General features: G+C 72.2%; 16 protein-coding genes, 1 tRNA gene and 2 pseudogenes. 5 read left to right on the plus strand and 14 right to left on the minus strand.

Annotation, left to right across the window (positions count from 1 at the left end):
* Positions 1-216: 216 nt before the first annotated feature.
* The 8 genes from ASC99_RS14565 to ASC99_RS39385 form a co-directional block, all read right to left on the minus strand.
* Positions 217-1,707, minus strand: coding sequence for a SagB family peptide dehydrogenase (locus tag ASC99_RS14565; RefSeq protein ID WP_057231975.1), 1,491 nt, complete (start codon positions 1,705-1,707; stop codon positions 217-219).
* Positions 1,708-1,757: 50 nt separating this feature from the next.
* Entirely contained in the window at positions 1,758-4,019 is a 2,262-nt protein-coding gene (locus tag ASC99_RS14570; RefSeq protein ID WP_057231977.1) for a TOMM precursor leader peptide-binding protein, read from the minus strand.
* 27 nt (positions 4,020-4,046) lie between these two features.
* Positions 4,047-7,361 carry a DUF4135 domain-containing protein gene (locus tag ASC99_RS14575; RefSeq protein ID WP_057231979.1) on the minus strand — a complete coding sequence of 1,105 codons (3,315 nt, stop codon included), beginning with the start codon at positions 7,359-7,361 and terminating at the stop codon, positions 4,047-4,049.
* A gap of 1 nt (position 7,362) precedes the next feature.
* Positions 7,363-9,531: an ATP-binding cassette domain-containing protein gene (locus ASC99_RS14580; RefSeq protein ID WP_057231981.1), complete on the minus strand. Its 2,169-nt coding sequence runs from the start codon at positions 9,529-9,531 to the stop codon at positions 7,363-7,365.
* Entirely contained in the window at positions 9,528-11,843 is a 2,316-nt protein-coding gene (locus ASC99_RS14585; RefSeq protein ID WP_057231983.1) for an ATP-binding cassette domain-containing protein, read from the minus strand. The genes ASC99_RS14580 and ASC99_RS14585 overlap by 4 nt, the downstream gene beginning before the upstream one ends.
* Positions 11,840-12,706 carry a hypothetical protein gene (locus ASC99_RS14590; protein WP_157531523.1) on the minus strand — a complete coding sequence of 289 codons (867 nt, stop codon included), beginning with the start codon at positions 12,704-12,706 and terminating at the stop codon, positions 11,840-11,842. The genes ASC99_RS14585 and ASC99_RS14590 overlap by 4 nt, the downstream gene beginning before the upstream one ends.
* Positions 12,703-13,968, minus strand: coding sequence for a cytochrome P450 (locus ASC99_RS14595; protein ID WP_057231986.1), 1,266 nt, complete (start codon positions 13,966-13,968; stop codon positions 12,703-12,705). The genes ASC99_RS14590 and ASC99_RS14595 overlap by 4 nt, the downstream gene beginning before the upstream one ends.
* 113 nt (positions 13,969-14,081) lie before the next feature.
* Complete coding sequence (locus ASC99_RS39385; protein ID WP_162257878.1) at positions 14,082-14,246, minus strand: hypothetical protein; 165 nt, start codon at positions 14,244-14,246, stop codon at positions 14,082-14,084.
* 263 nt (positions 14,247-14,509) lie between these two features.
* Between ASC99_RS39385 and ASC99_RS14600 the strand changes: the two genes are divergently transcribed.
* From ASC99_RS14600 to ASC99_RS14610, 4 genes and pseudogenes are all read left to right on the plus strand, one after another.
* On the plus strand, positions 14,510-15,451 hold the full coding sequence (locus tag ASC99_RS14600; RefSeq protein ID WP_057231988.1) for an ABC transporter ATP-binding protein: 942 nt from the start codon (positions 14,510-14,512) through the stop codon (positions 15,449-15,451).
* Positions 15,448-16,293: an ABC transporter permease gene (locus ASC99_RS14605; RefSeq protein WP_057231990.1), complete on the plus strand. Its 846-nt coding sequence runs from the start codon at positions 15,448-15,450 to the stop codon at positions 16,291-16,293. The genes ASC99_RS14600 and ASC99_RS14605 overlap by 4 nt, the downstream gene beginning before the upstream one ends.
* 119 nt (positions 16,294-16,412) lie before the next feature.
* A pseudogene (locus tag ASC99_RS40465) lies at positions 16,413-16,634 on the plus strand (DUF2254 family protein); the annotation flags it as partial.
* A gap of 60 nt (positions 16,635-16,694) precedes the next feature.
* Positions 16,695-17,114 (plus strand): hypothetical protein, encoded by a 420-nt coding sequence (locus ASC99_RS14610; RefSeq protein WP_057231992.1) that lies wholly within the window; start codon positions 16,695-16,697, stop codon positions 17,112-17,114.
* 340 nt (positions 17,115-17,454) lie between these two features.
* Here ASC99_RS14610 and ASC99_RS14615 read toward each other — a convergent pair whose 3' ends face one another.
* Positions 17,455-17,847, minus strand: a complete 393-nt coding sequence (locus tag ASC99_RS14615; RefSeq protein WP_235502501.1) for an ester cyclase — start codon at positions 17,845-17,847, stop codon at positions 17,455-17,457.
* A gap of 108 nt (positions 17,848-17,955) precedes the next feature.
* Here ASC99_RS14615 and ASC99_RS37160 point away from each other — a divergent pair.
* A pseudogene (locus ASC99_RS37160) lies at positions 17,956-18,075 on the plus strand (tyrosine-type recombinase/integrase); the annotation flags it as partial.
* On the opposite strand, the gene ASC99_RS40470 reads toward ASC99_RS37160, so the two are convergent.
* The 5 genes from ASC99_RS40470 to ASC99_RS14635 form a co-directional block, all read right to left on the minus strand.
* The gene (locus ASC99_RS40470; protein WP_235502520.1) at positions 18,035-18,460 is read right to left on the minus strand and encodes a hypothetical protein; all 426 of its coding nucleotides are present in this window, start codon (positions 18,458-18,460) and stop codon (positions 18,035-18,037) included. The pseudogene ASC99_RS37160 and the gene ASC99_RS40470 sit on opposite strands and share 41 nt — an antisense overlap.
* A gap of 85 nt (positions 18,461-18,545) precedes the next feature.
* The gene (locus ASC99_RS14620) at positions 18,546-19,946 is read right to left on the minus strand and encodes a glycoside hydrolase family 43 protein (RefSeq protein WP_057231996.1); all 1,401 of its coding nucleotides are present in this window, start codon (positions 19,944-19,946) and stop codon (positions 18,546-18,548) included.
* A gap of 1,250 nt (positions 19,947-21,196) precedes the next feature.
* Positions 21,197-21,270: transfer RNA gene (locus tag ASC99_RS14625), tRNA-Thr, on the minus strand.
* Between the two features lie 83 nt (positions 21,271-21,353).
* The gene (leuE, locus tag ASC99_RS14630) at positions 21,354-22,001 is read right to left on the minus strand and encodes a leucine efflux protein LeuE (RefSeq protein ID WP_057231998.1); all 648 of its coding nucleotides are present in this window, start codon (positions 21,999-22,001) and stop codon (positions 21,354-21,356) included.
* A gap of 84 nt (positions 22,002-22,085) precedes the next feature.
* Positions 22,086-23,663 carry an alpha/beta hydrolase gene (locus ASC99_RS14635; protein ID WP_057232000.1) on the minus strand — a complete coding sequence of 526 codons (1,578 nt, stop codon included), beginning with the start codon at positions 23,661-23,663 and terminating at the stop codon, positions 22,086-22,088.
* Between the last annotated feature and the right edge of the window lie 18 nt (positions 23,664-23,681).

Genomic DNA, 23,681 nt, shown 5'->3' on the forward strand with positions numbered 1-23,681 from the left:
ATGCCCCGCCACTCCACGGCGGGGCATCGGCATGTCCGGGCACCTACGGTAGGCGGGCGCTCAGCCGTCTACGGTCCAGGGGCTCGGGGAACTGCGATGAGATCTGGCGCCGGGGTCACTGCGAAAGTGCCTGACGATCTACGTACGGATCACCTTGTACGAGGTCGGCGTCGCAGTTCCCCGAGCCCCTGACTTCCGAACCGTGTGCCCAATGGGTCAACTCGCTCGTGAGGACGTCACGATGTCGTTGAACCCGTGCGCGGTGCGCGGCACGTCCGCCGGTCGGCTGCCGATCAGGAACTCGCCGACCGAGGACTCCGCCGTCCAGTCCAGGCCGAGCGCCCGCGCCGCCGCGTCGGTGTCGCCCGAACCGAGGCCGCACGGCGCCAGCCCCATCGCCGTCGCCACCAGGTACAGCGTCTGGTAGACCACGCCGACGTGCTTGAGCGTCAGCGCGTACGCGATCTGGCTGTACTTCCAGGACAGCCGCCCGAACCGGGAGGTGACGGTCAGCAACACCTGCGGGTCCACCGCGCAGCCGGTGGCCCGCCAGGCCGCCGTCATCAGCTCGCGGAACGCCGCCTCGTCGGCGGCCCCGGCGAACGGCCTGGGCCGCAGCCGGTGGGCCGCCGCGTCGTAGCGGTACACCCCGGGCACCAGGCCGTCGCAGCGCACCACCGAGAGGTAGACCTCCAGTTCACCGGTCGAGCCGCCGGCCGGGTAGGGCCGGTCCACGATGTCGTAGCCGTGCGGGTCGGACGGATCGCCCGGGATGATCCGGCGGACCCGGGCCACCCGGTAGAGCAGCTCGCCCAACTGCGCCAGGGTGACCGGGGTTTCGGCGTACGACCGGACCGAGCGCCGGCCCTCCAGCACCTCGCTCAGTGCGGGGTCGCGGGCCAGCACCTCGTCCCAGTCCGGCACCGGCAGGTCGATCCCGCTGCCGTCCTCCCTGGGCCCCACGCCCGGGATCGCGGGCAGTTGGGCGATGTCGGTGTGGGCGAAGACGCCGCCGCTCGGGTAGTCGTGCCGGCCCGGGCGGCTGCGGGCGTGGAACAGCAGGTCGTGGAAGTCCCAGAGCGGCGGCTCGCCGGTCGCGCCGTCGTCCAGGAATCCGGCCCCCGCCAGCAACCCGGCCAGCGCCTGCCCGGCCGAGACGCTGATGCCCGCCAGCATCGCCGCCTCGGCCACCGAGCGGTTGGCGGTCACCGCCGCGACGAACGCCCCCGCCGCCGGCTGGTGCAGCGTCAGCCGGAACGGCGCCATCGGGGACTCCAGCACGCAGGCCCCGGCGTGCTCCTCCGGCAGCCGGCGCAGGTACGCGAACCGGGACAGCACCACGGAGGCGGGCGGGCGGACCAGACCGGGCAGACCGGCCGCCCGCGCGATCGGTACGGCGGTCGCCAGCGGCTCGCCGAGCGGGTCGGCGATGGTCGTGGTGACCAGGTAGGGGAACCGGCTCAGCAGGTGGAACAGCCTGCCGCCGTCGGCGATTTCGTCGACGTCGAGATGGGTCCGGGTGAGTGCGGCGAGCCGCTGGACGGTTTCGGCGCCGAGCGCGTGCACGCGCTGCCGGCCCCAGGGGTGGCTGAGCTCCAGGTCGTCACCCTGCGCGGTGACCTCCACCTCCGGGCGCAGCCGCAGCAGCGTGCGCGGCGTCCCGCCCTCGGCGGTGAGGTCGGGGGGCAGCTGTTCGGTCACGGTCATCGGGTACCTCTTTCCGGGCTGCCACCTCTCAGTGGCGGCCCGGCGCTTCGTCAGATGAAGATCGGGATCGGGTTGAGCTCCTCCTCCGGGGTGGGCGTCTCGAGCCAGCCCAGCGCCACCGGCACGTCGTACAGCCGGCCGGGCCCGAACCTGGCCCAGAAGTGCCGCATCCCGGGGACGATCACCTTGGCCACCGGCAGGCCGATGTCCGGACGGGTCTGGTCGAGCACCAGGAACTCCATCCCGCGCTCCTCGACCAGGCGTTGGACCAGTGCCAGGTCCTCGGCCAGGTCGTCGCCGGCCAGCTTGGTCCAGCGGGACGGGCCCGCCGCGGGGGCGGCCGGGTCGGGCAGCAGGTAGGGCTGGTTGGCCACGGTCGCGGTGGTCCACCACTCCTTCTGCTCGCGGTCGGCGCCCGCGTAGTCGACCTCGCCGTCGGCGTTGCCCGCGACCGGGCCGAGGAACTGGTTCATCTCGGTCAGCGCCCGGGTGAGCGCGATGTGCGGGTCGAGATGCGCCCCGAAGGCGATCAGCACGTCCTCGGCGGGCTTGTCGGTCCGGCGGGAGAACGCGCCGACCACCGGGATGCCGAAGTCCGAGGTGAGGTCGAGCGCCCAGATCTCCCGGTTCAATCCCCGGTAGATGTCCCGGAGTTGGTCGATGTACGGGTCCCCGAAGGCATCCAGGTCGATGGCCGGCCGCTGGACCCGGTTGTACCACCAGAGCGCGACGGCGTCCCGCTCGACCAGCTCCAGGAAGCCCTGCAGGGTGGCGTCCTCGAAGGAAGTGCCGGCCGCGCAGCCGTTGGAGTCGCCGGCCGCGAAGAAGCCGTCGCGGTGCCGGTAGCCGTAGTACAGCGCCATGGTGGGCAGCCAGCGGGTGCGCTGCTCGGTCAGCGACCAGGCCGGTGACCACTCGATCCGGTCGTCCTCGCGGAACCGCTCGGGGATGGTGTTGAACATCGAGGGCTGGTTGTTCCAACGGCCCCGTTCGGCGAACTGGCGCTCGCTGTAGAGCAGCGAGTCGGCGGGGTGGATCGCGGCGTCGCCCAGTTCGGTGAAGCTGGCGGTGCGGCGGGCCTCGTCCCCCTGGAAGACGCCGGAGTAGCGCTCCATCGCCTCACCGAGCGCGCTGGCCCTGGCCTGCACGTCGGTGCGCCCCTTGCCGCAGCTGACCGAGCGCAGCCCCGTACGGAGCTGGCGCAGGTCGCCGCTGCGCCGGGAGAGGTTCTGCCCGGAGACGTACACCCGCAGCCCGGTGGGGGTCCGGCCGGCCGGCACCAGGGAGGTCACCACGCCGGTGACCGGGGAGAGTTGGGGCTTGTACTGCTCCAGCATGTCCTCCGGGGAGGCGGAGCGGTGGCCACCGTCGGCGGTGTACGCCTTGGGGCGGCTCTCGAACCGGACCGGGCTCAGCTGACGTTCCGTCATGAGCTGCTCGTCACCGCAGGCCGGGCACTGCGGGCGGCGGATCAGGCGGTGCCGTTCGGTCTCCAGCAGCACGGTGTCCAGGGTGAGCACGACCGGCTCGGCCGGGCGCACTCCGGCCAGCCACTTGGCGGCCTCCAGCGCGGTGAGCTGGACGCCGGTGCCGAGCGAAGGTGCCAGGTGGGCGCCGGCGGTGGAGATCGGACCGTCCTGGCCGAGCCGGTGCTGGAGGTAGCTGAGCGACTGACGGTTGGCGGACAGCCGGTGGGCCAGGCACTCCCAGCAGCCGGTGGTCCCGGCGTCCTCGGCCGGTCCCGGCACGAAGACCGGGCCGACCCAGACGATCGAACCGACCGGACGGGCCAGCAGCCAGGGCCGCCCGCTCTCCCGGGCCTCCCGGTCGCGCGCGGCCAGGCCGGGGTGCAGGTAGTCGTCGGTCAGCGCGATGGTGAACTCGGCCGCCGGGTCCGCCGTCACACCGGCGGCGGCGAGGGCGGCCAGGAAGGGCTGCGGGTCCAGGTCGCCGTAGACCTCGACCCGGGCCCGGGCAGTGCACAGCGCACTGCTCGCGGCGGCGCCGTCCAGGCCGGCCATCTCGAAGTAGGCGGCCCCGGCCGGGTCCTCGGCCTGGCCCGTGGTGGCGAGATAGCCCCGGTCACGGAGCCGGTCGACGGCCGTGCGCACCTTGTCGGCGGGCACGGTGCCGCTCAGCGCCTCACTGATCTGCTCGGCGGTGCGAGTGCCGTCCAGCAGCGGCGCGAGGGCCTGGGCGAGCCCGCCGTCGACCACCGAGACCCCACGCTCGGAGACCAGGTAGACGGCCTCGCCGGGCACGACGTACGGGGTGTAGTGAGGCTTGAAGCCGATCGCGGGTGTGTTGGGCATGGCTGGTACCTCTGGTCTCGGTCGCGGTCAGCGCAGGGTGGCGAGCGGGGCGGTGGCGGGGTCGAGCAGGCGCAGCAGCAGCAGGCCGACGGCTGCCGAGCCGTCCAGTGCGCCGAGGTTGATCCGGTCGTCGGCGGCCCGGTCGGGGTACCAGCTGCCGGTGGTGTCGTGCCGCACGATCAGCTCGCCGACCAGCAGGGCGGCGGCCTCCCGGCCGTCGTAGAACGGGCCCGGCAGCAGCGAGTCCAGCGGATCAGGGACGGTGTGCAGCAGCCCCGCCTCGGCGGCGGTGAGCGCCTCGCCGGCGGTGGCCACCAGGTCGCGGGTGCTCCGGCCGGTGATCTGACGCTCACTCACCGGCGGGGTGAGCGCGGCCAGTTCGGCCGGGTCGACGATGCCGGCGCCGAGCGCGACGGCGGTGTCCAGGCAGGCCAGCCGGCCGGCCCGGGTGGCGGTGGCGAAGCGGTGGCCGCGCAGCCGTTCGCGGACCGCGTCCGGGGCGGCGAGCAGCGCGGGCGCCTCGGCCACGACACGGGCCAGGGCGGCCGCGATCGAGTCCGTACCGGTGGGCACCAGGTCCAGGAAGCCGTGGTCGACCTCGCCGTCGGCATCGGGCTCGGCGGAGAGCTGCTCCAGGGCGGCGGCGGCCAGGGCCCGGATGCCGTCGTCGGTCGGGGCGTGCCCGGGGCCGGTGACCCGGCGCAGCCGGAGCAGGTTGAGCAGCAGGCCGGCGCTGCCGAGCGGCACGTCCGGGTTGGGTGTACGGGGCGGCCGGCCCGGGCGGGCGGGTGCCGGGGTGGCGACCGCAACCGTACCTGGCACCAACCCCTGGGCCGAGGCGATCAGTTCGGGCTCGCCGAGCAGGGTGCCGACCCGGGCCAGCGCGTGGATCAGCGCACCGGGTCCGGCGAACCCGCCGGGGACGGGTGAGCCGCCCGCCAGCCGGCTGTCGGCGGCGAAGGCGAAGGCCCGCGGGGCGGCCGGGTCGATCAGCCGGGCGGCGGCGGTCAGGGTGCGGTGGGCGGCGCGGTGGAAGCGCGGTTCGCCGGTGGCTGCCCAGAGTTCGGCGAACAGGACGGCCAGCCCCGGGGTGCCGCTGGCCAGGTCCAGGCCGAGCACCTCGACCTGGCGCAGACCGCTGCCGGGGTACCAGCTCTGGCCGAGCCAGCCGTTGCCGCGCCGGTCCGCCAGGATCCGGTCGCCGATCTCCACCGCACGGTCGAGCAGTTCGCCGTTGCCGGGGATCCGGGACCGTACGCTGCGCGGGACGGCGGGGACGGGCAGCTCGGCGCCACCCCGGGCGGCGTCCACGCAGCCGGTCAGGACCGCGAGATGGGCGTCCAGGTCGAAGCTGTCGAGTTCGGCGACCCGGTCCTGCAGGCGCTGCCAGCCGGTGCTGCGGAAGTGGCCCGGGATCTCCTGGCCGTCCGCCGTGAAGGCGGAGGTGGAGGAGGTCAGTGAGCGGAAGAAGGGGATGTCGAGCTGGCGGAAGGAGTCCAGCTCGGCGAGCACCACCTCCAGCAGGTCGCCGCGGCCGGGGTCACCGGCCAGCGCCGTGATGGCGCCCTGCAGCGCACCGGCGATCACCGTCTCGCGGGTGGCGCCGCTGTCCAGGGCGAGCGGACTGGTGGAGGCTCGGATGATCTTGTAGCCGTCCCAGGTGTGCCGCCAGATGTAGCGCACCCAGATGCCCCGGAAGGACGCCAACGGGCCTTCCGGCGAGGCAAGTTCGTCGCGCAGCCGGTGCAGCGTCCGGTGCATCTCGCGGTAGCCCTCGGTGAGCTCCTCGGAGTACTCCCACGGGTCGGCGGTGACCGTCTCGCCGGTCTCGTCGAGGTGGACCGGACGGTACGGCGGCAGCGGCAGCGCGGGCACCCCGGGGGTGATCTCCAGGCTGCCGATCCGGGACAGGCAGCCGATGTCCAGCGCGGTGCTCGCCTTCGCCGGGGTCCAGGGCTGGAAGGCCATCGCCGTCCGCACCACGGTGGACTCCAGATCGTCCAGCAGCCCGTGCTGCTCGGCACTGATCGTCGGCGGCGTCTGCACGCGCGGGTAGAGCAGGCACTCCAGGTCGATCAGCGCGGGGTGCTCGCCGTCCGCGAGCAGGTTGTCGGCCCACAGGTCACGGCCCTCCAGCAGCTGCACCAGACGGATCGTCATACCGAGCCGCCGGTAGAACCGGGCGAAGCCGCCGGCGTCGGCGCAGGGGCGGTGCGGGACCAGCTCCTCCCAGCCGTAGTCGTTCTCGCAGTGCGCGGCCAGTGAGGCGGCGTGGCCGTCGTCGCCCCGGTCGCTGCGGATCAGCACGGTACGCACCGGCAGATCCAGCGACAGCTCCTCGTTGAGCCGGCGCGACAGGTCCAGGTAGGCGGTCGCGTGCCGCATGTCCTTGGGCTTGTAGACCACCGCCCGGCCGCTCGCGAAGTACAGCAGCGACACCGAACGGCCGCCCGCGTGCCGGTCGCCCGCCTCGCCGCGCACCGAATCCAGCGGGCCCGGGTCCTCGCCCTCCCACATCTGCTCGACCAGCAGCGCGCGGTCCGCCGCGAGCCGGGCGAACAGCTCGGTCTGTACGTGCTGCCACTGCCGGCAGACCGTACCGACCAGGTACGCCAGCGCGGGCAGCCGCTCCAGCCGGGCCAGCCAGCCCTCCTGCGAGGTGTCCAGGCCGCCGGCGGCGTCCCAGTCGGTGGCGCGCGGGCGGCCGGTGAGGGTCTGCAACTCGTGGCAGAACGCCAGGTTGCAGGCCTCGACCAGCCGGCCGGTCAGCGTGCCGGCCAGGTCGGCGCGGGCCCGGTCGCTGACCGGGACGCCGAGGATGCCACCCGTCCCGTACGGCAGCAACTCGCCTGCGGCGGCGACGAAAGCGGCACCGAGTGCGCCGGGGGCGCTGGTCTCGGCGCTCGGCGCGGCCGGCAGCGTCCGCAGGAACACGGCCAGCGCCAGGGCCCAGTCGGGCAGGACCGCGGGATCGGCCAGCACCACGCCGCGCAGCCCGTCGCCGAGCGGACGGCCGGTCTCGGCCAGGTGGTCCAGCAGCGCACCGGCGCCGCCGTGCTCACCGGCCGCCCGGCGCAGCCAGGTGTCCACCGCGGCGGTGCGGCCACGGCGGTCCTCGTCCGGGTCCGGGGCGAAGACCGCGCTGCCGTCCGGACGGGCCTCGGCCCGGTCGGCGAACGAGGCGGCGGCGGTCACCACGGCGCGCAGCCGGTCGTCGCCCCGGTCCAGACCGGGGAGCAGCACCCCGGCGGCAGTGTCCGTAGGGTCGGCGGCGCGGTCGTCGGTGTGCGGGGTGGAGGCACCGTCGACGGGGCGGAGCCAGGTCTGCAGGTCGAGCGGCATCTCACATCTCCTGGAGTCGGGCGAGTCGGGTGAACAGCGGGTCGTGGCCGAGTAGTTCGTCGTAGGTGCCGGAGGCCGTCAGTCGGCCGCCGGAGAGCACATGGATTCGGTCGGCGGTGCGGATGGTGCTGAGGCGGTGGGCGATCACCACCCGGGTGCGGTCCAGGCCCGCGACGGCTTCGGCGACCCGCAGCTGGGTCGCGTTGTCCAGCGCGGAGGTGGCCTCGTCCAGCAGCAGGACGGTGGGCCGTCGGACCAGGGCGCGCGCCAGCAGCAGGCGCTGCACCTGACCCCCGGAGAAGCCCTGGGCGTCCTCCCCGACCCGGGTGCCGAGGCCGAGCGGCAGACTGCGCAACTCGTCGGCGATACCGGCGAGTTCGGCGGCCTCCCAGATCTGGTCCTCGGTCACGTCGGGATCGCTGCCGGCCAGGTTCTCCAGCAGCGAGCCGCGCAGCATGCGACCGTGCTGGAGCACCACGCCGAGCCGGCGCCGGACCAGCCGGGCGTCCAGCCCCGCCAGATCCTGTCCGTCGTAGCGGACGGTGCCGGACTCGGGCGTTTCGAAACCGAGCAGCAGGCGTACCAGGGTGGACTTCCCGGCGCCGGACGGGCCGACCACCGCCACCAGTTCGCCGGGCGCGGCGTGCAGCGACACCGCTTCCAGCGCGGGCGCCGCCGTCCCCGGGTAGCGGAACGTCACCCGGTCCAGCGAGACCGAACCGAGCAGTTCACCCGGATCGGTCAACTGCCGGTTCCCGTCCACCGGGTGGACCTCGGCCAGGATCGGGCGGATCCGGTCGAGCACCGGCGCGATGCCGTACGCACTGGCCGCGGCATGGGTGACCTGACCGAGCGCCGCCGCGACCTGACCGGCCGCCACACCGGCCGCCATCAGGTGCCCCGACGGCGTCGCACCGTCGAACACCGCTCCCGCCAACAGGACCGCCAGCAGCAGCGGTTGAAGTCCTGCGGTGAGGGCGCCGGCCGCGGCGTCGGCCCGCTGAGCGGCCGCGTCGGCCCGCTTCTGGGCGGCGAACGGCACCGCCCAGCGGGCGAACGCCTGGATCTCCCGGCCCGCCGTCTGGATCTTGTCGATCCCGAGCAGCAGCCCGTACAGCACGCCGTTCAGCTGTCCGTGCAGCTCGAACACCGCGCTCTCGTGGCGCTGGCGGCGGCGACCGAGCAACAGCAGCAGCCCGGTCACCACCAACACGGCGAGCAGCAGCAGCCCGCCGAGCCAGACGTCCACCAGCAGCAGAACGGTGAGTCCCGAGGTGGCGAACACCGCCCCCAGCACCGCGCTGACCAGCACCTCGGACAGCGCGGCCCGGGCCTGGGCGACCGCGTTGGCCCGATGCACCAGGTCACCCGTGGTGTAGTCGCGGAAGAACCGGGCGTCGTGACCGAGCAGACGGTCCCAGACAGCCGGTTCCAACGCACTCTGCACCCGACCGGTCAGCCGGACGGCAGCGGTGTTCCGGACGATCACCAGCAGCCAGGCCGCCAGCACCGCCGACCCCAGCAGCAGGGTCAGCCAGCGCACCGGGTGCTGATCGGCCGCCAGCAGTTGCGGCATCAGTACACCGGCGCTCAACGGCACCAGCAGCCCGAGCAGCGCCGCCCCCAGACCGGCTGCGGTCAGCCGGCCCAGATCGCGCCGCGCTCCCGGCACCCGCAGCACGAACCGGGCCAGATCCGCCGGCCCCAAGTCGCCCTCGGGCAGCGGCAGGTAGAGCAGCAGAGCTCTGGCCTGCAGGGCGACCTCACCCCGGCCCGCCGGGTCGTACGGACGGTGGCCGCCCGCCGGGCGCGGCACCAGCGCGACCGGCCGGCCGTCGTCCGCCGCGAACCCCACCATCGGCCCGGCCGTCCCGGCCGGATCGCCGTGCCCGTCCGCCCCGGCCGGCAGCGTCACCGGTCGGTACCGCACCCCGGCCGACCGCAGCAGTACGGTCAGCGGGTCACGGGAGTCGCGTACGGCGGCCGGGAGTTCGGCATTGATACCGGTCTCGGGGACCGCGCCCAGCGCGACCAGCACGGCGTGCGCCTGCCCGGCCGGGCTGGTGGCCGCCACCCGGTGCGGCTGCCGTCCGCCACGGCCGGCGTGCAGCACGCCGACGGCGGCGGCGAGCGCGGCGCGGTTGGCCTCGGCGGTGGCCGTGGTGGTCATGACTTCTCCTCCTTCTGGGTCGGGGTCTTCCGGGTCGGGGTCTTCTGGGTCTTCTCCGCGAGCAAGGTCCGGTAAGGGCCAGGGACGGCGGCGAGTTCGGCGGGGGTGCCCTGCTGGACGATCCGGCCGCCGGCCAGCACGACCACCCGGTCGGCGGCCTGAATGGTGCTCAGCCGGTGGGCCAGCACCAGGCAGGTGGTGCCCCGGCGCCGCAGGTGCTCGTTGACCGCCGCCTCGGTGTGCGCGTCCAGCGCGGAGGTGGCCTCGTCCAGCACCAGCAGGGCCGGGTCGAGAGCGAGCGCCCTGGCCAGCTCGAGGCGCTGGCGCTCACCACCGGAGAGGTTGCGGGCGTCCTCCTCGATCCGTCCGCTGTCCAGTCCGCCGCGCCGCGCCACGAGTTCGGCCACCTCGGCGTCGTCCAGCGCGCGCCGCAGGGCGTCCTCGTCGGCGGCCGGGTTCCAGAGCGTCAGGTTCTCCCGGACGGTCCCCTCGAAGAGCCGCAACTGCTGCTCCACGTAGGCGACCTGACTGGTCACCACCGCACGGTGCCAGTCCTCCCGGGGCCGGCCGTCCAGCAGCACCTGGCCGGACCAGGGGCTCAGCACCCCGGCCGCGAGCCTGGCCACCGTCGACTTGCCGCTGCCGCTGCCGCCGATCACGGCCACCCACTCCCCCGGGCGGATGTGCAGCGAGATCCCGGCCAGCGTGGGCGGCCGGTTCGGGTCGTAGCCGAACTCGACGTCGCGCAGCTCCAGTTCGCCGCTGAGGCGCGGAGCGGGCTCGGCGTCGTCGGCCGGAGCGTCCAGGATCGGCGTCAGGTACGGGTCGGGCTCGGTGCTCTCGACATCCTCCAGCAGCGCGTTCTGCGCCCGGGCGATGGTGAACTCCGAAGCAGCGCCCACCAGCTGGCCGATGGGCGAGAGGAAGCCGTTCAGCAGCAGCAGGAAGGCGAGCAGCGTCCCGACCGAGAGCGAACCGCCGAGCAGCATCGAGGTGCCGGCCACCACCACGGTGGCGGTGGCCGCCGAGTTGAGCGCGCCCGGCAGGGAGAGCGGCACGATGACCGCGGTGGTGACCCGCTGGCCGGTGTCCATGGCACGGGCCTGCCAGCCGGCCCAGGACCGGAAGAACGAGTCCTCCGCCCCCTCCGCCTTCAGCGTCTCGATCGCTGACACACCGGCGAACGCGACCCCGTCCCGCTTGTACTGCTCCGCGTGCAGCCGGTGCACCAGCCCGCCGCGCCGCCGGTCCGCGACCCGCAGCGCCAGTACGTCCAGCACCGCCACCACGACCGGCACCGCCGCCAGCCGGGGCTCCAGCCAGACCAGCGCGGTCAGGTGGACGGCGGCCGCCGCAGCGGAGGCGGCGGCAGCAGCTACCCGGTGCGAGAGCAGCATCGCCAGGCCGTCGTTCATCTGCACCCGGGTCACCAGACCGCCCAACTGGCGGCGGTGGAAGAACGATCCGGGCAGCCGCATCAGCCGCCACAGGAATCCGGCCGAGGCGCGGGCCGCCATCGCCTCCAACACCCGGTTGACCAGGGCCTGTTGGAGCCAGGTACCGAGCAGTACCGTCCCGGCCACCGCACCGGCCGCGAGCGCCAGCGGCATCGCCCAGGCCGCCGTACCGTCGATCACCACCGACCGGAGATAGGCCCGCAGCAGGAATGCCGCCGCGACCCCCGGCACCGCCAGTGTCACGGCCAGCAGCACCGCCAGCAGCAGCGGCCCGGCGAACGCGCGCATCCGCGCCGTCAGCGCCCGCAGCAGCGGGAAGCGTTGACCGCCGCTCTCGAAGTCCGGTCCGGGTTCGAACCCGACCGCGATCCCGGAGAACGAGTCCCAGAACTCGGCCGGTGTCGCCGAGTACGAGCCCAGCGACGGGTCGTTGACGTGCACCCGGCCCCGCTTGACGCCCTCGAAGATCGCGAAGTGCGGGCCGGTGACCAGGACCATCGACGGAACCTGCACGCCCTCGAGACCGAGCAGCCGGTCCTCCGTCCGGACCACTCGACGGCCCCGGGCGAGCAGCCCGTACCGGCCGGCCGCCCTGGCGACCGCAGCCGCACTGACCCCGTCCCGGCTCACCCCACAGGACCGGGAGGCCTCCTGGAGCGTCACCCGGCGGCCGAACGCACCCAGCACCACGGCCAGGCAGGCAGCGCCGCAGTCCTGTTCCTCCATCTGCGGCACCACCGGCGTCCGCAGGTAGCGGCGCGCCTTGCGTCCGGCGGACGGCTTCGGCCGCTCGTCCTTCACCACCGGCGCCACCGGCTCCACCGCAGCCGCCGTCTCGCGGACGTCGAGGCTCATCGCCCGGCCCCCGATCCGAACACGGCCTGGTACGGATGCCGGGCACCCAGGTCGACGGAGACCGTCAGCGGCAACGGGCCGCGCAACTGTCCCGCGGCGGCCGGAATTCTGGCGTATGCCGTCCAGACCGGGGCCGCCCCGGCGGGCAGGCCGGGCACCGGCACGGTGAACGTCCCGTCCAGCGAGTCGGCCCGGACCGGCAGGGCGTCCGCCGCAGTGATCGTGGCCTCGACCGTCCCCAACCCGGGCACCGGCACCAGCACCGTCCGGCCCAGCGTGAGCTGGCCCGCGTCCTTCAGCGAGGTGGCAAAGATCCGTACGGTCTCCGGCAGTCGGGCGACATCCAGGGCGACGACGGCCGCCCCGGGCGCGAGCGTGCTGCCGGGTGTGGCGAGCAGCGCGGTGACCGTGCCGCCGGACGGCGCCCGGACAACGAGCTCCTCGCCCGCCGGCGTCCGGAGCAGTGCTACGACCTGACCCTGCGTCACCAGTGCGCCGGTGCCGACCTGGTAGGCCAGCAGCGCACCCGCCTGGTCGGCCCGTACGGTCTCCGGGGCCGCGCCGTGGGCGAGCACCGCCGGCAGCGCGAGCGTGTGCGGCAGGGCGCCGAACACCGCCCAGCCGCCGCCCGCACCGACCGCGAGCAGCAGCGCGGCGGTGGCGGCCCGGAGCCGGGCACCGACCAGTCCGACCGGGCGGTCCAGCCCGGGTTCCAGGACTGCGGCAGCCCGGGCCGCCGCGACGGCGGTGGCTCCCTTCGTGCCCACGGTCGGCTGCTCGGTGTCCGGGCCGTTGGGCCTGGTCGCGACGGTCACGTTCTCCCCACTCTCCGAGGTCCGCTTGCTGGTTGCTGTAGCGCTCATGGCCGCCCCGCCCCTGCCAGAGCCGCCACTGCCTGCTGCGGGCACCGCAGCGGCAGTTCACGCATCCCGCCGAAGACGAACTGCGTGCTCCACGGCACGGTCTGCTCGGTGAGCGGCGTACTCAAGTCACGCGTCCGCCCCGCCTCGGCCAGGCCGCGCAGCACCGCAGCACCCGCCATCAACGAGAGCGGTGCCCCCAGGCAGTGGTGCGGGCCGTGGCCGAAGGCGAGGTGACGCGTCTCCGCTCGGCCCGGGTCGAAGACGTCCGGATCGGCGAAGCGACGTGGGTCCCGGTTGGCCGCCGCGTACAGCAGCAGTGCGACCCGGCCGGCCGGGACGACGGTGTCGCCGAGGGTGATCTCGTGGGTGAGGGCGCGCGCGCTGGCGCGCACCGGACTGCCCAGGCGCTGGGCCTCGTCGAAGACCGCTTCGGCCCGGTCGGGCCGGCTTCGGATCAGTTCGGCGAGGTCCGGGGTACGGAGCAACTGCCAGACGGCCAGGGCCAGTCCGGAGGTCAGTGTCTCCAGCCCGTTGGCGAGCAGCATGACCACGAAGGCGAGCAGGTCCTCGCCGTCCAGGCGGCCCTCGGCCCGCGCGACGGTGAGCCGGCTGATCAGGTCGTCCCCCGGATCGGCGGCGCGGGCGGCGCACAGTTCCTCGACGTAGCTGCGGAACTCCTCGAACTCGGCGTCCAGTTCGGCGATCCGAGCCGGACCGGCCGGGTCGTCCTGGCTGCCGAAGTCGTCGAGGAGCGAGCGTGCCACCAGACCGGCCCAGCCGGTGACGCGCTTCTGTTCGGAGTCGGGGATGTCCAGGATCGCGCAGGAGACGGCCACCGGCAGCGGCACGGCGAGGTCGGCGACCACGTCGAACTCCCCTGCCGCGAGCAGCGGTTCGAGCATCCGGGCCGTCGTGCTCTCGATCCGGTGACGCATCTGCTCCAGGCGACGGGCGCTGAAGGCGGTGGTGGCGAGCCGCTTGAGCCGGGTGTGGTCGGCGCCGTCGCGCATCGGGAGCATCCGGTTGACGATCCGGGCCAGGGCGGTGGAACCGGCCCTGGGCAGACCGACGGTGGTCGGGTCGACGGCCGTCCCCGGGTGCATCAGGACGGTGATGATCTCCTGGTAGCCGGAGACGACATGGACCCGGCCGAGGTCCAGCACCGGCGCCTCGGCCAGCAGGCGGCGGTAGAGCGCGGGCGGGTCCTGCTGGGCGGCGGGCTGCTGGATGAACCGCGTCAGCTCCTGCCGGAGGTTCTCCATGGCCCGGCTCTCCTTCACTGCTGGTCGGTGGCCCGTCTGAGGGCGGGAGGGTGGAAGCAGGGTGCCGCGGTGACCCCACCCGAGGGCGGGCTCACCGCGGCACAGGACCCGAATTACTCGGCCGAGACCTCGGCGACGGAGTTGGACACCGAGCTGAAGCTCGAGACCGGGCAGGCGGCGCAGGCCAGCGAGCTGACGGAGACGCCGGCGTTGACGCTGTCCAGCTCCTCGATCTCGATGTCGAACTGGTCGTTCGCGGCGATGTTGTTGTCAGCCATGGTGGGCTCCCTTCGGGGTGTGGCGCCGGCCCCGGCGGGGCTGGTCACCATCGGCGCCGATTTCGCTTTCCGGCTTTTTCTCCGGCTCGTTTTCGGCGATGAGGAAACTATGCACCCGACACCCGGAAGTGCGTCAGTAGGGGATGTCAGGAACCCACCTCTGCAAAATGCCATACATTCACCCATGACATTTTGAACATGCCCTGACCTGCACTGATAGTGCCACTTGCCTTATACGGGCACCCCGGTTCACCCTGTATTGCATGACACCCATCACTGACCCGGGAATTCCCGGGGAACCGGCCGTAGAGGTGCGCGACCTGCGGCGCAGCTACGGCGATTACGAAGCCGTCCGCGGCATTTCCTTCTCGGTCGCGCGAGGCGAACTGTTCGCCCTGCTGGGCACCAACGGCGCCGGCAAGACCACCACCCTGGAGGTCCTGGAGGGGTACTCACCGCCGAGCTCGGGCACTGTCCGGGTGCTGGGCCTGGACCCGTACACCCAGGGCGCCCTGGTCCGGCGACGGACCGGCGTGATGCTCCAGGAGGGCGGCTTCTTCAAGGAGCTCACCGTCCGGGAGACCGTCGACTCCTGGCGGTCCTTCATCTCCGGCGCCCAGCCTGCCGCCCAGGTACTCGACCGGGTCGGCCTCACCGAACGGGCGGGCACCAGGGTGGCCCAGCTCTCCGGCGGCGAGCGGCGCCGGCTGGACCTCGCGCTGGCCGTGCTGAACACCCCGGAACTGCTGTTCCTGGACGAGCCGACCACCGGCATGGACCCGGAGGCCCGGCGGGCCACCTGGCGACTCGTCACCGAACTCCGGGCGGCCGGCACGACCGTCCTGCTCACCACCCACTACCTGGAGGAGGCCCAGCAGTTGGCCGACCGGGTGGCCATCATGGACCGGGGGCAGCTGGCCGCCGTCGGGACGGTCGAGGAGGTGCTGTCCGGGCACGGCACCCGGATCACCTTCCCCCTCCCGGCCGGCCTCAACTCCTCCCAACTCCCCCCAGTCCTGGGTGAGTTGCCGACCGTCACCGACGGCACGGTGCTCTACACCGTGGCCCGGACGGCTCCCGCACTGGCCGCCCTGCACACCTGGGCGGCGGAGCTGGACGTCGAGCTGGACGGCATCGAGGCCCGCAACGCCTCCCTCGAAGACGTCTTCCTGGAACTGGCCCACGAAAAGGCGGAGACCCGATGACCACCGCGACCACCACCGCATCCCGCCAGCACCTGGCCTGGCCCGCCTACGCGCGCGGCCAGTTCCTGCTCTCCTGGCGGGTGTTCTGGCGCAACCGGCGCTCGACCTTCATCGGCTTCCTGCTGCCGGTCCTGCTCAACCTGGTGGTCGCGGCCCCGCTGCGCGACCAGCAGATCGCCGGGGTGAACGCGGCGGCCTACAGCACGGTCGGGTTCATCGGCTTCGCGCTGGTGACCTCGTTCATCAACCTGCTGAACGGCGTGGTGGCACGACGGGACGACCTGGTGCTCAAGCGCCTGCGCGGCACCGAGGTCCCGCCGACGGCGATCTTCGCCGGGCAGTTCGGCGCGGCCGGCGCCGTGGTCCTGCTCCAGGTGCTGGTCCTCGGCGGACTGTCGGTGGTCTGGTTCGACGCCCCGCTGCCCGCCGACCCGCTGCTCCTCCTGCTGGCCCTGACCGGCGGCTTCCTGCTCTTCGCCGTCCTGGCGGTGGCCCTCTCCGGCCTCACCCCCAGCGCGGAGGCTGCACCGATGATCGCCACCCCGGTCCTGCTGATCTGCATGTTCGGCAGCGGCGTGGTCGCCCCCCTCAGCTCCATGCCGCACTGGCTACAGGCCCCCGCCCACAACCTCCCGCTCGCCCCCGTGGTGGAGACCCTGCGCACCGCCTGGTTCGGCCGCGGCTTCGGCCCGGAGTCCTGGGACAGCGCCCCGCTCCCCACCCTCGACCTCCTGCACACCTGGCAGCACGCAGCCCCGGCCCTGCTGGTGATCGCCGCCTGGACCGCCGGCGCAGCCGTCCTGGGCCGCCGCCTCTTCCGCTGGGAGCCCCGCCACGGCTGAGGGTGGGTCAGCGGCACTGCCCCACAACCGTCGGTTCACCTCGCCCGCCACGGTGATCTGCACGCCGCCGGTCGGCCGAACCCCGGTCCGGCGGCTTGCCCTAGCGCACGGGGCCGGAACGGACCTTCCATCAGGACCCGCTGTTCGCCTTCCGCCTGCTCGCCGACATCGGCCTGTGTGCGCTGTCCCCGGCCGTGAACCGAGGAGCCACCGGCGTGATCCTCGATCGTGTTCGGCACCGTGGCTTCCCGTGCCTTCGGGCCACCGGCCGACAGCAGTGCTCAGGGCGCGGCACGGTCCCGGCATGCTGCCCGCCGCTCACGGTGTCAGCCTGGAGGTAGAAGGCCTTCCCTCCAAAGGTCTGCGCTCCGGCGGGACCTTGTCTCAGAAGGAGCCCGAACATGGCCAGCAACGCCAGTGGAGCACCTGCCCAGACTTCCCGACGGCCGTTTGTCACCGGCTGGACCACTTTCGCCGCCGTTCTGATGATCTTCGGCGGTGCCATGGCGATCTTCGAGGGGATCGCCGCCATCGCGAAGGACGATCTGCTCGTCGTCACCCGCGACTACGCCTTCCGGATGAACACCACCGGCTGGGGCTGGATCCACCTCATCCTGGGCATCCTCATCGTGCTGGCGGGCATCGCCCTCTTCAGCGGAGCCCTGTGGGCACGCATCATCGGTGTCGCCCTCGCCGGGCTGAGCATGGTGGCGAACTTCCTGTGGCTGCCCTACTACCCCTTCTGGGCCATCGTCCTGATCGCCCTCGACGTCTTCGTCATCTGGGCACTGTGCGCCGGCACCACCAGAGAAGCCCCGTAGGCCTGAACTCCTCCACCGAGCACGGGGGCGGTGCACCTACGGCTCGCGCGGGAGCCTTACCGCTCCCGCGCCGGCCGTTGGCAGATGATGGCGGCGAGCACATCCCCGCAGGTCCGGGCCATCCTCCCGTTGGGACGGCCCTGAATCGCCGGTTCAGTCGTGTTTTGCGGGGTTGTCGCTTCCCTGCAAGCGCACCCGGATCAAGAAGAAGGCCGGCCTCTGCGGTGAACCCGCGCCGGCCGCCCGCGCTCCGGTGCGGCCCTTCGCCCTCTACCCGCGTACGGCCCTTCCGGGCAGCTGCAATCCCGCGCGGCAGAAGGCTCACCCGCCGCTACGTGGTTCACGGCGCCGGTAGGGCACCGATCTGCTGCATCACCCCGAGGAGATCGGGCTGGCCCCGTTCGCCGACGATCCGGCCGTCGGCCAGGTAGTAGAAGTTCATGGCCTGCACCGAGATCTTGTTGCCGCTCGCCGGGATCCCGAAGAATTCACCGTCGTGGGTTCCCCGCATGGTGAACCGCGCGGCCACGGTGTCGCCTTCGGTGACCGTCTCCTCCAGCGTCCACTCGACGTCGGGGAAGGCGCTGCGCATCATCCCGATGACTTCCAAGTACCCCTCGGGCCCCCGCAGTGGTTCCGGATGGCTGGGCGCGTGGAACACCGCGTCCGGAGAAATGACCTCACGGGCGAGATCCTCGTTGCCCGTGTTGATGAACTCGACAAAACGGTTCATCACTGACTCGGTGGACTGCGATGGCATCTTGCTGTGCCTCTCCAGAGACGTTTGGGCGGATACCTACGAGCGTAACATCGAAGCGATGTTCACATCGATTCGATGTAGGCCGCTGGGCTGCCGCCCATCCGCCTGCACGACCTTCGCCACGTCGCCGCCACGCTCATGCTCGCGGCCGGCATCGACATCAAGGTCGCCTCCGAGACCCTGGGTCACTCGGACACCCGGGCCGTGCAGGGCAGGGCAGGCCCAGTAGGCCCAGCGGGCGGCTGAAGGGTGCGTAGGACATTTCGCGGAGGCCGGCTGCGATGCCGGTGTGGCCCTCGGTGCGAAGGGTGTTGACCGGCAGGTTTCGCGGTGTGGCCATGTTCTCCGGACCGTGGCCGGTACGGATCTTCGAGGCGTCCTCGGCGGACACGGTGTCCCGGACGTAATGGACCCGGTTTTCGATCACCCATTGCGACCGGGCCAGGCGGCCGATCCGTTGCGGCGATGCCTGGCGGACCGTCAGGTCGGTGAGGGTGCAGACGACCCGGCGAGTGACTTTGCCTGTTCTGAGGTCGGTGCGGTGGTGCAGGATCTTCGCTGCCTGCGCGACGTGCGGCACGGACACCGCCTGGTCCCTTCGGGTTCACCCCGAAGGGACCAGGCCGGCGTTTCCCAACGGCCGTGAAGCCAACGGCCCGAGCCGGCCCCCGTCAGTAGCCGACGTGGAAGGTGGCGTCGGCCTTCTCCGTGGTGGTGGAGATCGGGTCGATGCGCAGGACGAAGCCGGTGTGCCGGATGTAGTGCGTCGGGAAGTTGTGCGAACGGAACGACGACCAGGCGGAGTCGGCCAGTCCGGCGGTCCTGTGGAACGTGGCGTCCGCGGCGAAGATCGCGGTGCCGTCGTTCTCTTCCAGCCGCAGTTCGTAGTTGGAGTGCCGCAGGTAGCGGGTCGGGAAGTTGACCGACTGGAAGGACACGCCCGCGCTGTCGGCCAGGCCGGGCACGAGCTTCCACTGCGAGTCGGTGTACGGGTCGAACGGGTAGACATCGATCCGGCCGACGGAGTTGGCATGACGGACGTAACGGTCGGGGTAGTTGTAGGACTTCAGCCGGTTCCAGGCGGGGCTGCCCCACTTTGCCACGAGGTTGTTGTACTCGGTCGTGGTGATCGTCGCGATGGTGCAGTGCTTGGAGTTGAGCGGCTGGGTGTAGTCGCGCTGGTCGAGCGCGGTCCAGGTGCCGGCGGCGAGGTCGTTGCTCTGCCAGGCGTAGAAGACACCGTTCGGCGTGTAGGTGTCGCCCCACAGGTACCAGGATCCGGAGGTCAGGGACTTCACCAGGGTCGGCGCCTCGGTGCCGCCGTGGGCGGCCGGCGTGCTGAAGGGCGTGAAGCTGCCCGGCTGCAGGGTGGTCGACCGCGCGCCCACGAGGGCCTGGTCCCTCCCCCTGTGGTAGAGGTAGTTGACGCCGTTCACACCCACGGTGAGGTTGCCGTCGATGATGTCGTAGCCAGGGTCGAAGAAGACCTGCGGGGACGTCACCGTCTGGAAGTTGGTGGTGTAGTTCACCATGAGCACGTTGTGGCCGCTGGCATTGACCGACGAGTAGATGATCCCGTACTCGCCGCGGCCGGCGTCCCAGAACGTCTCGGGTGCCCAGCTGTGGGTGACCATGTCGTGCAGCTTCAGTCGGCGGTAGCCGGTGAGGGTGCGCAGGTCCGCGGAGTCCCAGACGTGGATGTACTGACTGTTGTAGCCCCAGTCGGTGCCCTTGAGGTCGGTGGCGAGGATGACGAAGGTGCCGTCCTGCTTGCGCATGATGAACGGATCACGCAGGCCGCCCGCACCCGCGGTCGGGGTCACCACGGGGTTGTTCTGGTTGAGCGGCATCCAGCGCAGGCCGTCGGTGCTGACGGCCAGGTGCAGGCCGTAGTCGGCCTCCAGCATGGTCGCGGACTCGGTGAAGTAGCCCATGACGTAGGCCGCGTCGGCAGCGTAGGCGGGCCGCGCGCCCAGGGCCAGCGTGCCGCTCAGGGCCAGCGGGACGGTGGCGGCCATACCGAGGAACAGTCGGCGCGACGGGTGGGGGCCGGGGCCGGTTGTTGCGGTCATTTGCGCTCCAGGGTGAGTGGGGGCGGGCGGCCGTCCTCGGCAGTCACGGCATGCACCGACACAGTGCTGGGCGGGGGCGCTCCGGCCCGCGGGATGCAACGGGTCCCGCGGGTGGTCGCGGACGTTGCGTCCCGGTGCAGGAGATTGCTGCCCGTTCCGTGGAGCCCAGCCCATCGGGGGTGCGGGGACGGTGGAAGCGGGACCGAATGTTAGCGTTAACAATTCAGTCAGCGAGGTCAGGCGTTAGATCAAGGCGGCTCGATGGCCATCACTATGGGTCAGCCCGGGTAGTGCGTCAAGGTCACGCGCAAGGTCATCCGGCGGCCCGACCGGGAATCGCGGCCAGGCCCGATCCGTCATCCCGGACGGGTACGTCAGCCTCGACGAAGCCCAGCCGCCGGTTCATGCTGAGTACTCACCTACAACAAGCCGAGCCGGAAGCTCTTCCTCGCGGACCGTTCCTTCCTCTTCTTCCGGCGGCACGGAAGCCCAAACTGGCCATGGGTGCCCTGACGCCCGCCACACACAAGGAGTCCGGCAACCGTCACGGCCGCCTACTGACCACAGTCGACTCACGGTGTCGACCAACAGATCCCTCAGCCTTGGTCGCCGGGTTGCCCCATCGCCTGCGCCGTGACGGTCGCCCTGACTTTGGCGCCTGGGTAGCGCCCTTCCAATTCCTTGACCAGGGCCTGCACTTGGGGGGGCGGTCTCGCCAGGGCTGGCTCCGCGTAGCAGTGGAAGCGAGGGTGGCTCCTCGCCATGGGACCACCGCCCCTCCACGACCAGATCTGGCCCGATCATCCGCTCCCCGCGCTCCTGAGCCTCCCGCACCGCCCATGTCGGCGCCGACGTCCGCGTCACTCGCAGGGTCAGCGTGCGCCCGGCATACGGCCCCTCCCTGACCGGCTCCGGACGCGCCGGCCGCGCACGACGGGGCTCAAGCGGGTGCCCTCGGCCGATCGGCCACAACCGCGGCGCGGGCCTGCTCGATCCACCGCTCCAGCGTCCGGGAGTATTTCCCACTGGAGTCGATCAGGCGAGGTGTGCGGTTCTCACAGCACCGCCGCCACAGGCATCCGTTGGACGCCCGCCGCACCGTCCACCGTCGTGCACGCTCACTGCACGATTGTCCACCGAGCGTCCACCGGGAGCGATCTTGGACCCTTCGCGGGGAGTCAGACCCTCACCTGAAACGCAAAGGGCAAGCAAAAGGCCCAGGTCACGGCGAGTGAGTCCTGGGCCTTTAGAGCCGCCTTCGGGATTCGAACCCGAGACCTACGCATTACGAGTGCGTTGCTCTGGCCAACTGAGCTAAGGCGGCACCGCTGTCTCCGGCGAGATGATCACGCCGTCGGCAACGCGAGCTAGTCTACACGGTGCGCACCGGTGCTCCGCACCCGGCTTTCAGGCGGAGGAGACGGCCAGCTTGGCGGCGAAGCCGGCGAACAGGACGGCGACGCCGCTGGTCAGGCCCGCCGAGAGGCGCTTGCGGCGGCGGAAGGCGGTGGCCAGGGTGGTGCCCGCGAAGATCAGCAGGGAGAGGTACAGCACGCTGAAGGTCTGCAGGATGCCGCCGAGCAGGGCGAAGGAGAGCACCGGCTGACCGTACGTCGGATCCACGAACTGGGTGAAAAAGGACAGCAGGAACAGAATGGCCTTGGGGTTGAGCAGGCTGATCACCAGCGCGCGGCGGAACGGCCGCTCGATGGCGGCCGGAGCCTCGGCGGCCTCGTTCGAGGCAGCGTGCCGTTCGCGCCAGAGCTGGCGGGCAGCCCGGAGCATGCCGAAGCCGATCCAGAGCAGGTAGGCCGCGCCGCCGAACTTCACCACGGCGAAGACCGCCGGGTTGGCCTTCAGCAGCGAGGAGGCCCCGAGGGCGGTCAGGCTTATCAGGGTGAAGTCGCCGACGAAGACGCCCGCGGCGGCCGAGTAGCCGGTGCGGATGCCCTTGCGGGCGGCGACGGACAGGACGTAGAGCGAGTTGGGTCCGGGCAGCAGGACGATGACCAGGGCGCCGAGGACGTACGTCGCCAGGTCGTTGACTCCGAGCACGAAGCATTCCTTCGGCAGGCGGCGGGCGAGGCCGGATGAGCTGGGGCGGACATCGTACCTACCGGGCCGAAGATCGTACTGTCGTTATTTCGCGCAGCGGGTCCCGGCAGCCGGGGCGTCGCCGCCGAGCAGGTAGCGGGTGACCGCGCCGTCGATGCAGGTGTTGTGGCGGCCGTACGCGGTGTGGCCGTCGCCGTCGTAGCTGAGCAGGCGGCCGGACTCCAGCTGGCCCGCCAGCGACTGGGCCCAGGCGTACGGGGTGGCCGGGTCGCGGGTGGTTCCGACCACCACGATCGGGGCGGCGCCGGCCGCGCGGATGGTGTGCGCGGATCCGGTCGGCTTGACCGGCCAGTAGCCGCAGGCGAGCGCCATCCAGGCCATGTCCCGGCCGAAGTGCCTGGACGCCTGCTCGAACTCGGGCACCGCCGCCGCGGCCTCCGCCGGAGAGGCGAACGGGGCGGGCAGGTCGAGGCAGTTGACGGCCATGTTGGCGTACATCAGGTTGGGGTAGCTGCCGTCCGCACCCCGGTCGTAGTACTGGTCGGAGAGCTTGAGCAGCGCCGTGCCGTCGCCCGCCTTGGCGGTGGTCAGCGCGGTGCGCAGCTGCGGCCAGAGGAACTCCGCGTACATCGCGTGGATCACCCCCGTGGTGGCCTGGGCCTCCGTCAGCTTCCGGCCCGACTCGGCGGGCAGTGCGCCGCCGTCGATCCGCTTGAAGAGGGCGTCGAGCTGCTGGTCGATCTGCTGCGCGTCGCTGCCGAGCGGGCAGTCGTCGCGCTTGGCGCAGTCCTTGGCGAAGGCGGCCCAGGCCACGTCGAAGCCGCCGGCCTGGGTCTTGTTGCCCGCGCGGGCGTCCAGGGACGGGTCCATCGCGCCGTCCAGCACCATCCGGCCGACCCGGGACGGGAACAGGCCCGCGTAGGTGGCGCCGAGGAAGGTGCCGTAGGACTTGCCGAGGTAGCTGAGCTTCTGGTCCCCGAGCAGGGCCCGCAGCACGTCCAGGTCGCGAGCCGACTCGACGGTGCTGACGTGGCCGAGGAAGGCACCGGCCCGCTGCCGGCAGCCCGCCGCGAACTCCTGGTCCGCCGCCACCAGGGCGTCGATCTCCGACTGGTCGTCAGGAGTGATGTCGGCGGCGGTGTACGCGTCCATCCGGTCCCCGGTGAGGCAGGTCACCGGCGAGCTCCGGCCGACCCCGCGCGGGTCGAGACCGACCAGGTCGTACGCCCCCCTGACCTCCGGGTCGTAGCCCTTGGCCACGCCCTCGACGTACTCGACGGCCGAACCGCCGGGGCCGCCCGGGTTGAGCAGCAGCGAGCCCAGCCGGGCCTTGCCGCCGGTGGCGCGCTTGCGGGCCGCGGTCAGCACCAGGTCGCCACCGGCCGGGGCCGCGTAGTCCAGCGGCACCTTGAAGGTGGTGCACTCGAACTCGCCGTCGCAGGACTGCCAGACGAGCTTCTGCGCGTAGTAGGACGCCAGCGCGGCCGGGATCTCGGCGGGCAGCGGCTCCAACGGGGTGACCCCGGCAGCCGGAGCGTGGTCCGAGGACGGCGCGGAGGAGACGGTCTGACCGGGCGTCGACCCACCGGAGGTACAGGCCCCGAGCAGCAGGGCAGCGGCCAGGACGGCGGGCACGAGGCGGGACGGCCGGACAGCTCGCATGGGTGCTTCTCTCTGCGC

The organism is Kitasatospora sp. Root107 (assembly GCF_001424875.1).
GTDB lineage: Bacteria > Actinomycetota > Actinomycetes > Streptomycetales > Streptomycetaceae > Kitasatospora.

Excerpts from the sequence above, each read along its gene's own strand:
- ASC99_RS14565 (WP_057231975.1), bottom strand. The coding sequence starts at position 1,707 with ATGACCGTGACCGAACAGCTGCCCCCCGACCTCACCGCCGAGGGCGGG.
- ASC99_RS14570 (WP_057231977.1), bottom strand. The coding sequence starts at position 4,019 with ATGCCCAACACACCCGCGATCGGCTTCAAGCCTCACTACACCCCGTAC.
- ASC99_RS14575 (WP_057231979.1), bottom strand. The coding sequence starts at position 7,361 with ATGCCGCTCGACCTGCAGACCTGGCTCCGCCCCGTCGACGGTGCCTCC.
- ASC99_RS14580 (WP_057231981.1), bottom strand. The coding sequence starts at position 9,531 with ATGACCACCACGGCCACCGCCGAGGCCAACCGCGCCGCGCTCGCCGCC.
- ASC99_RS14585 (WP_057231983.1), bottom strand. The coding sequence starts at position 11,843 with ATGAGCCTCGACGTCCGCGAGACGGCGGCTGCGGTGGAGCCGGTGGCG.
- ASC99_RS14590 (WP_157531523.1), bottom strand. The coding sequence starts at position 12,706 with ATGAGCGCTACAGCAACCAGCAAGCGGACCTCGGAGAGTGGGGAGAAC.
- ASC99_RS14595 (WP_057231986.1), bottom strand. The coding sequence starts at position 13,968 with ATGGAGAACCTCCGGCAGGAGCTGACGCGGTTCATCCAGCAGCCCGCC.
- ASC99_RS39385 (WP_162257878.1), bottom strand. The coding sequence starts at position 14,246 with ATGGCTGACAACAACATCGCCGCGAACGACCAGTTCGACATCGAGATC.
- ASC99_RS14600 (WP_057231988.1), top strand. The coding sequence starts at position 14,510 with ATGACACCCATCACTGACCCGGGAATTCCCGGGGAACCGGCCGTAGAG.
- ASC99_RS14605 (WP_057231990.1), top strand. The coding sequence starts at position 15,448 with ATGACCACCGCGACCACCACCGCATCCCGCCAGCACCTGGCCTGGCCC.
- ASC99_RS14610 (WP_057231992.1), top strand. The coding sequence starts at position 16,695 with ATGGCCAGCAACGCCAGTGGAGCACCTGCCCAGACTTCCCGACGGCCG.
- ASC99_RS14615 (WP_235502501.1), bottom strand. The coding sequence starts at position 17,847 with ATGAACCGTTTTGTCGAGTTCATCAACACGGGCAACGAGGATCTCGCC.
- ASC99_RS14620 (WP_057231996.1), bottom strand. The coding sequence starts at position 19,946 with ATGACCGCAACAACCGGCCCCGGCCCCCACCCGTCGCGCCGACTGTTC.
- ASC99_RS14635 (WP_057232000.1), bottom strand. The coding sequence starts at position 23,663 with ATGCGAGCTGTCCGGCCGTCCCGCCTCGTGCCCGCCGTCCTGGCCGCT.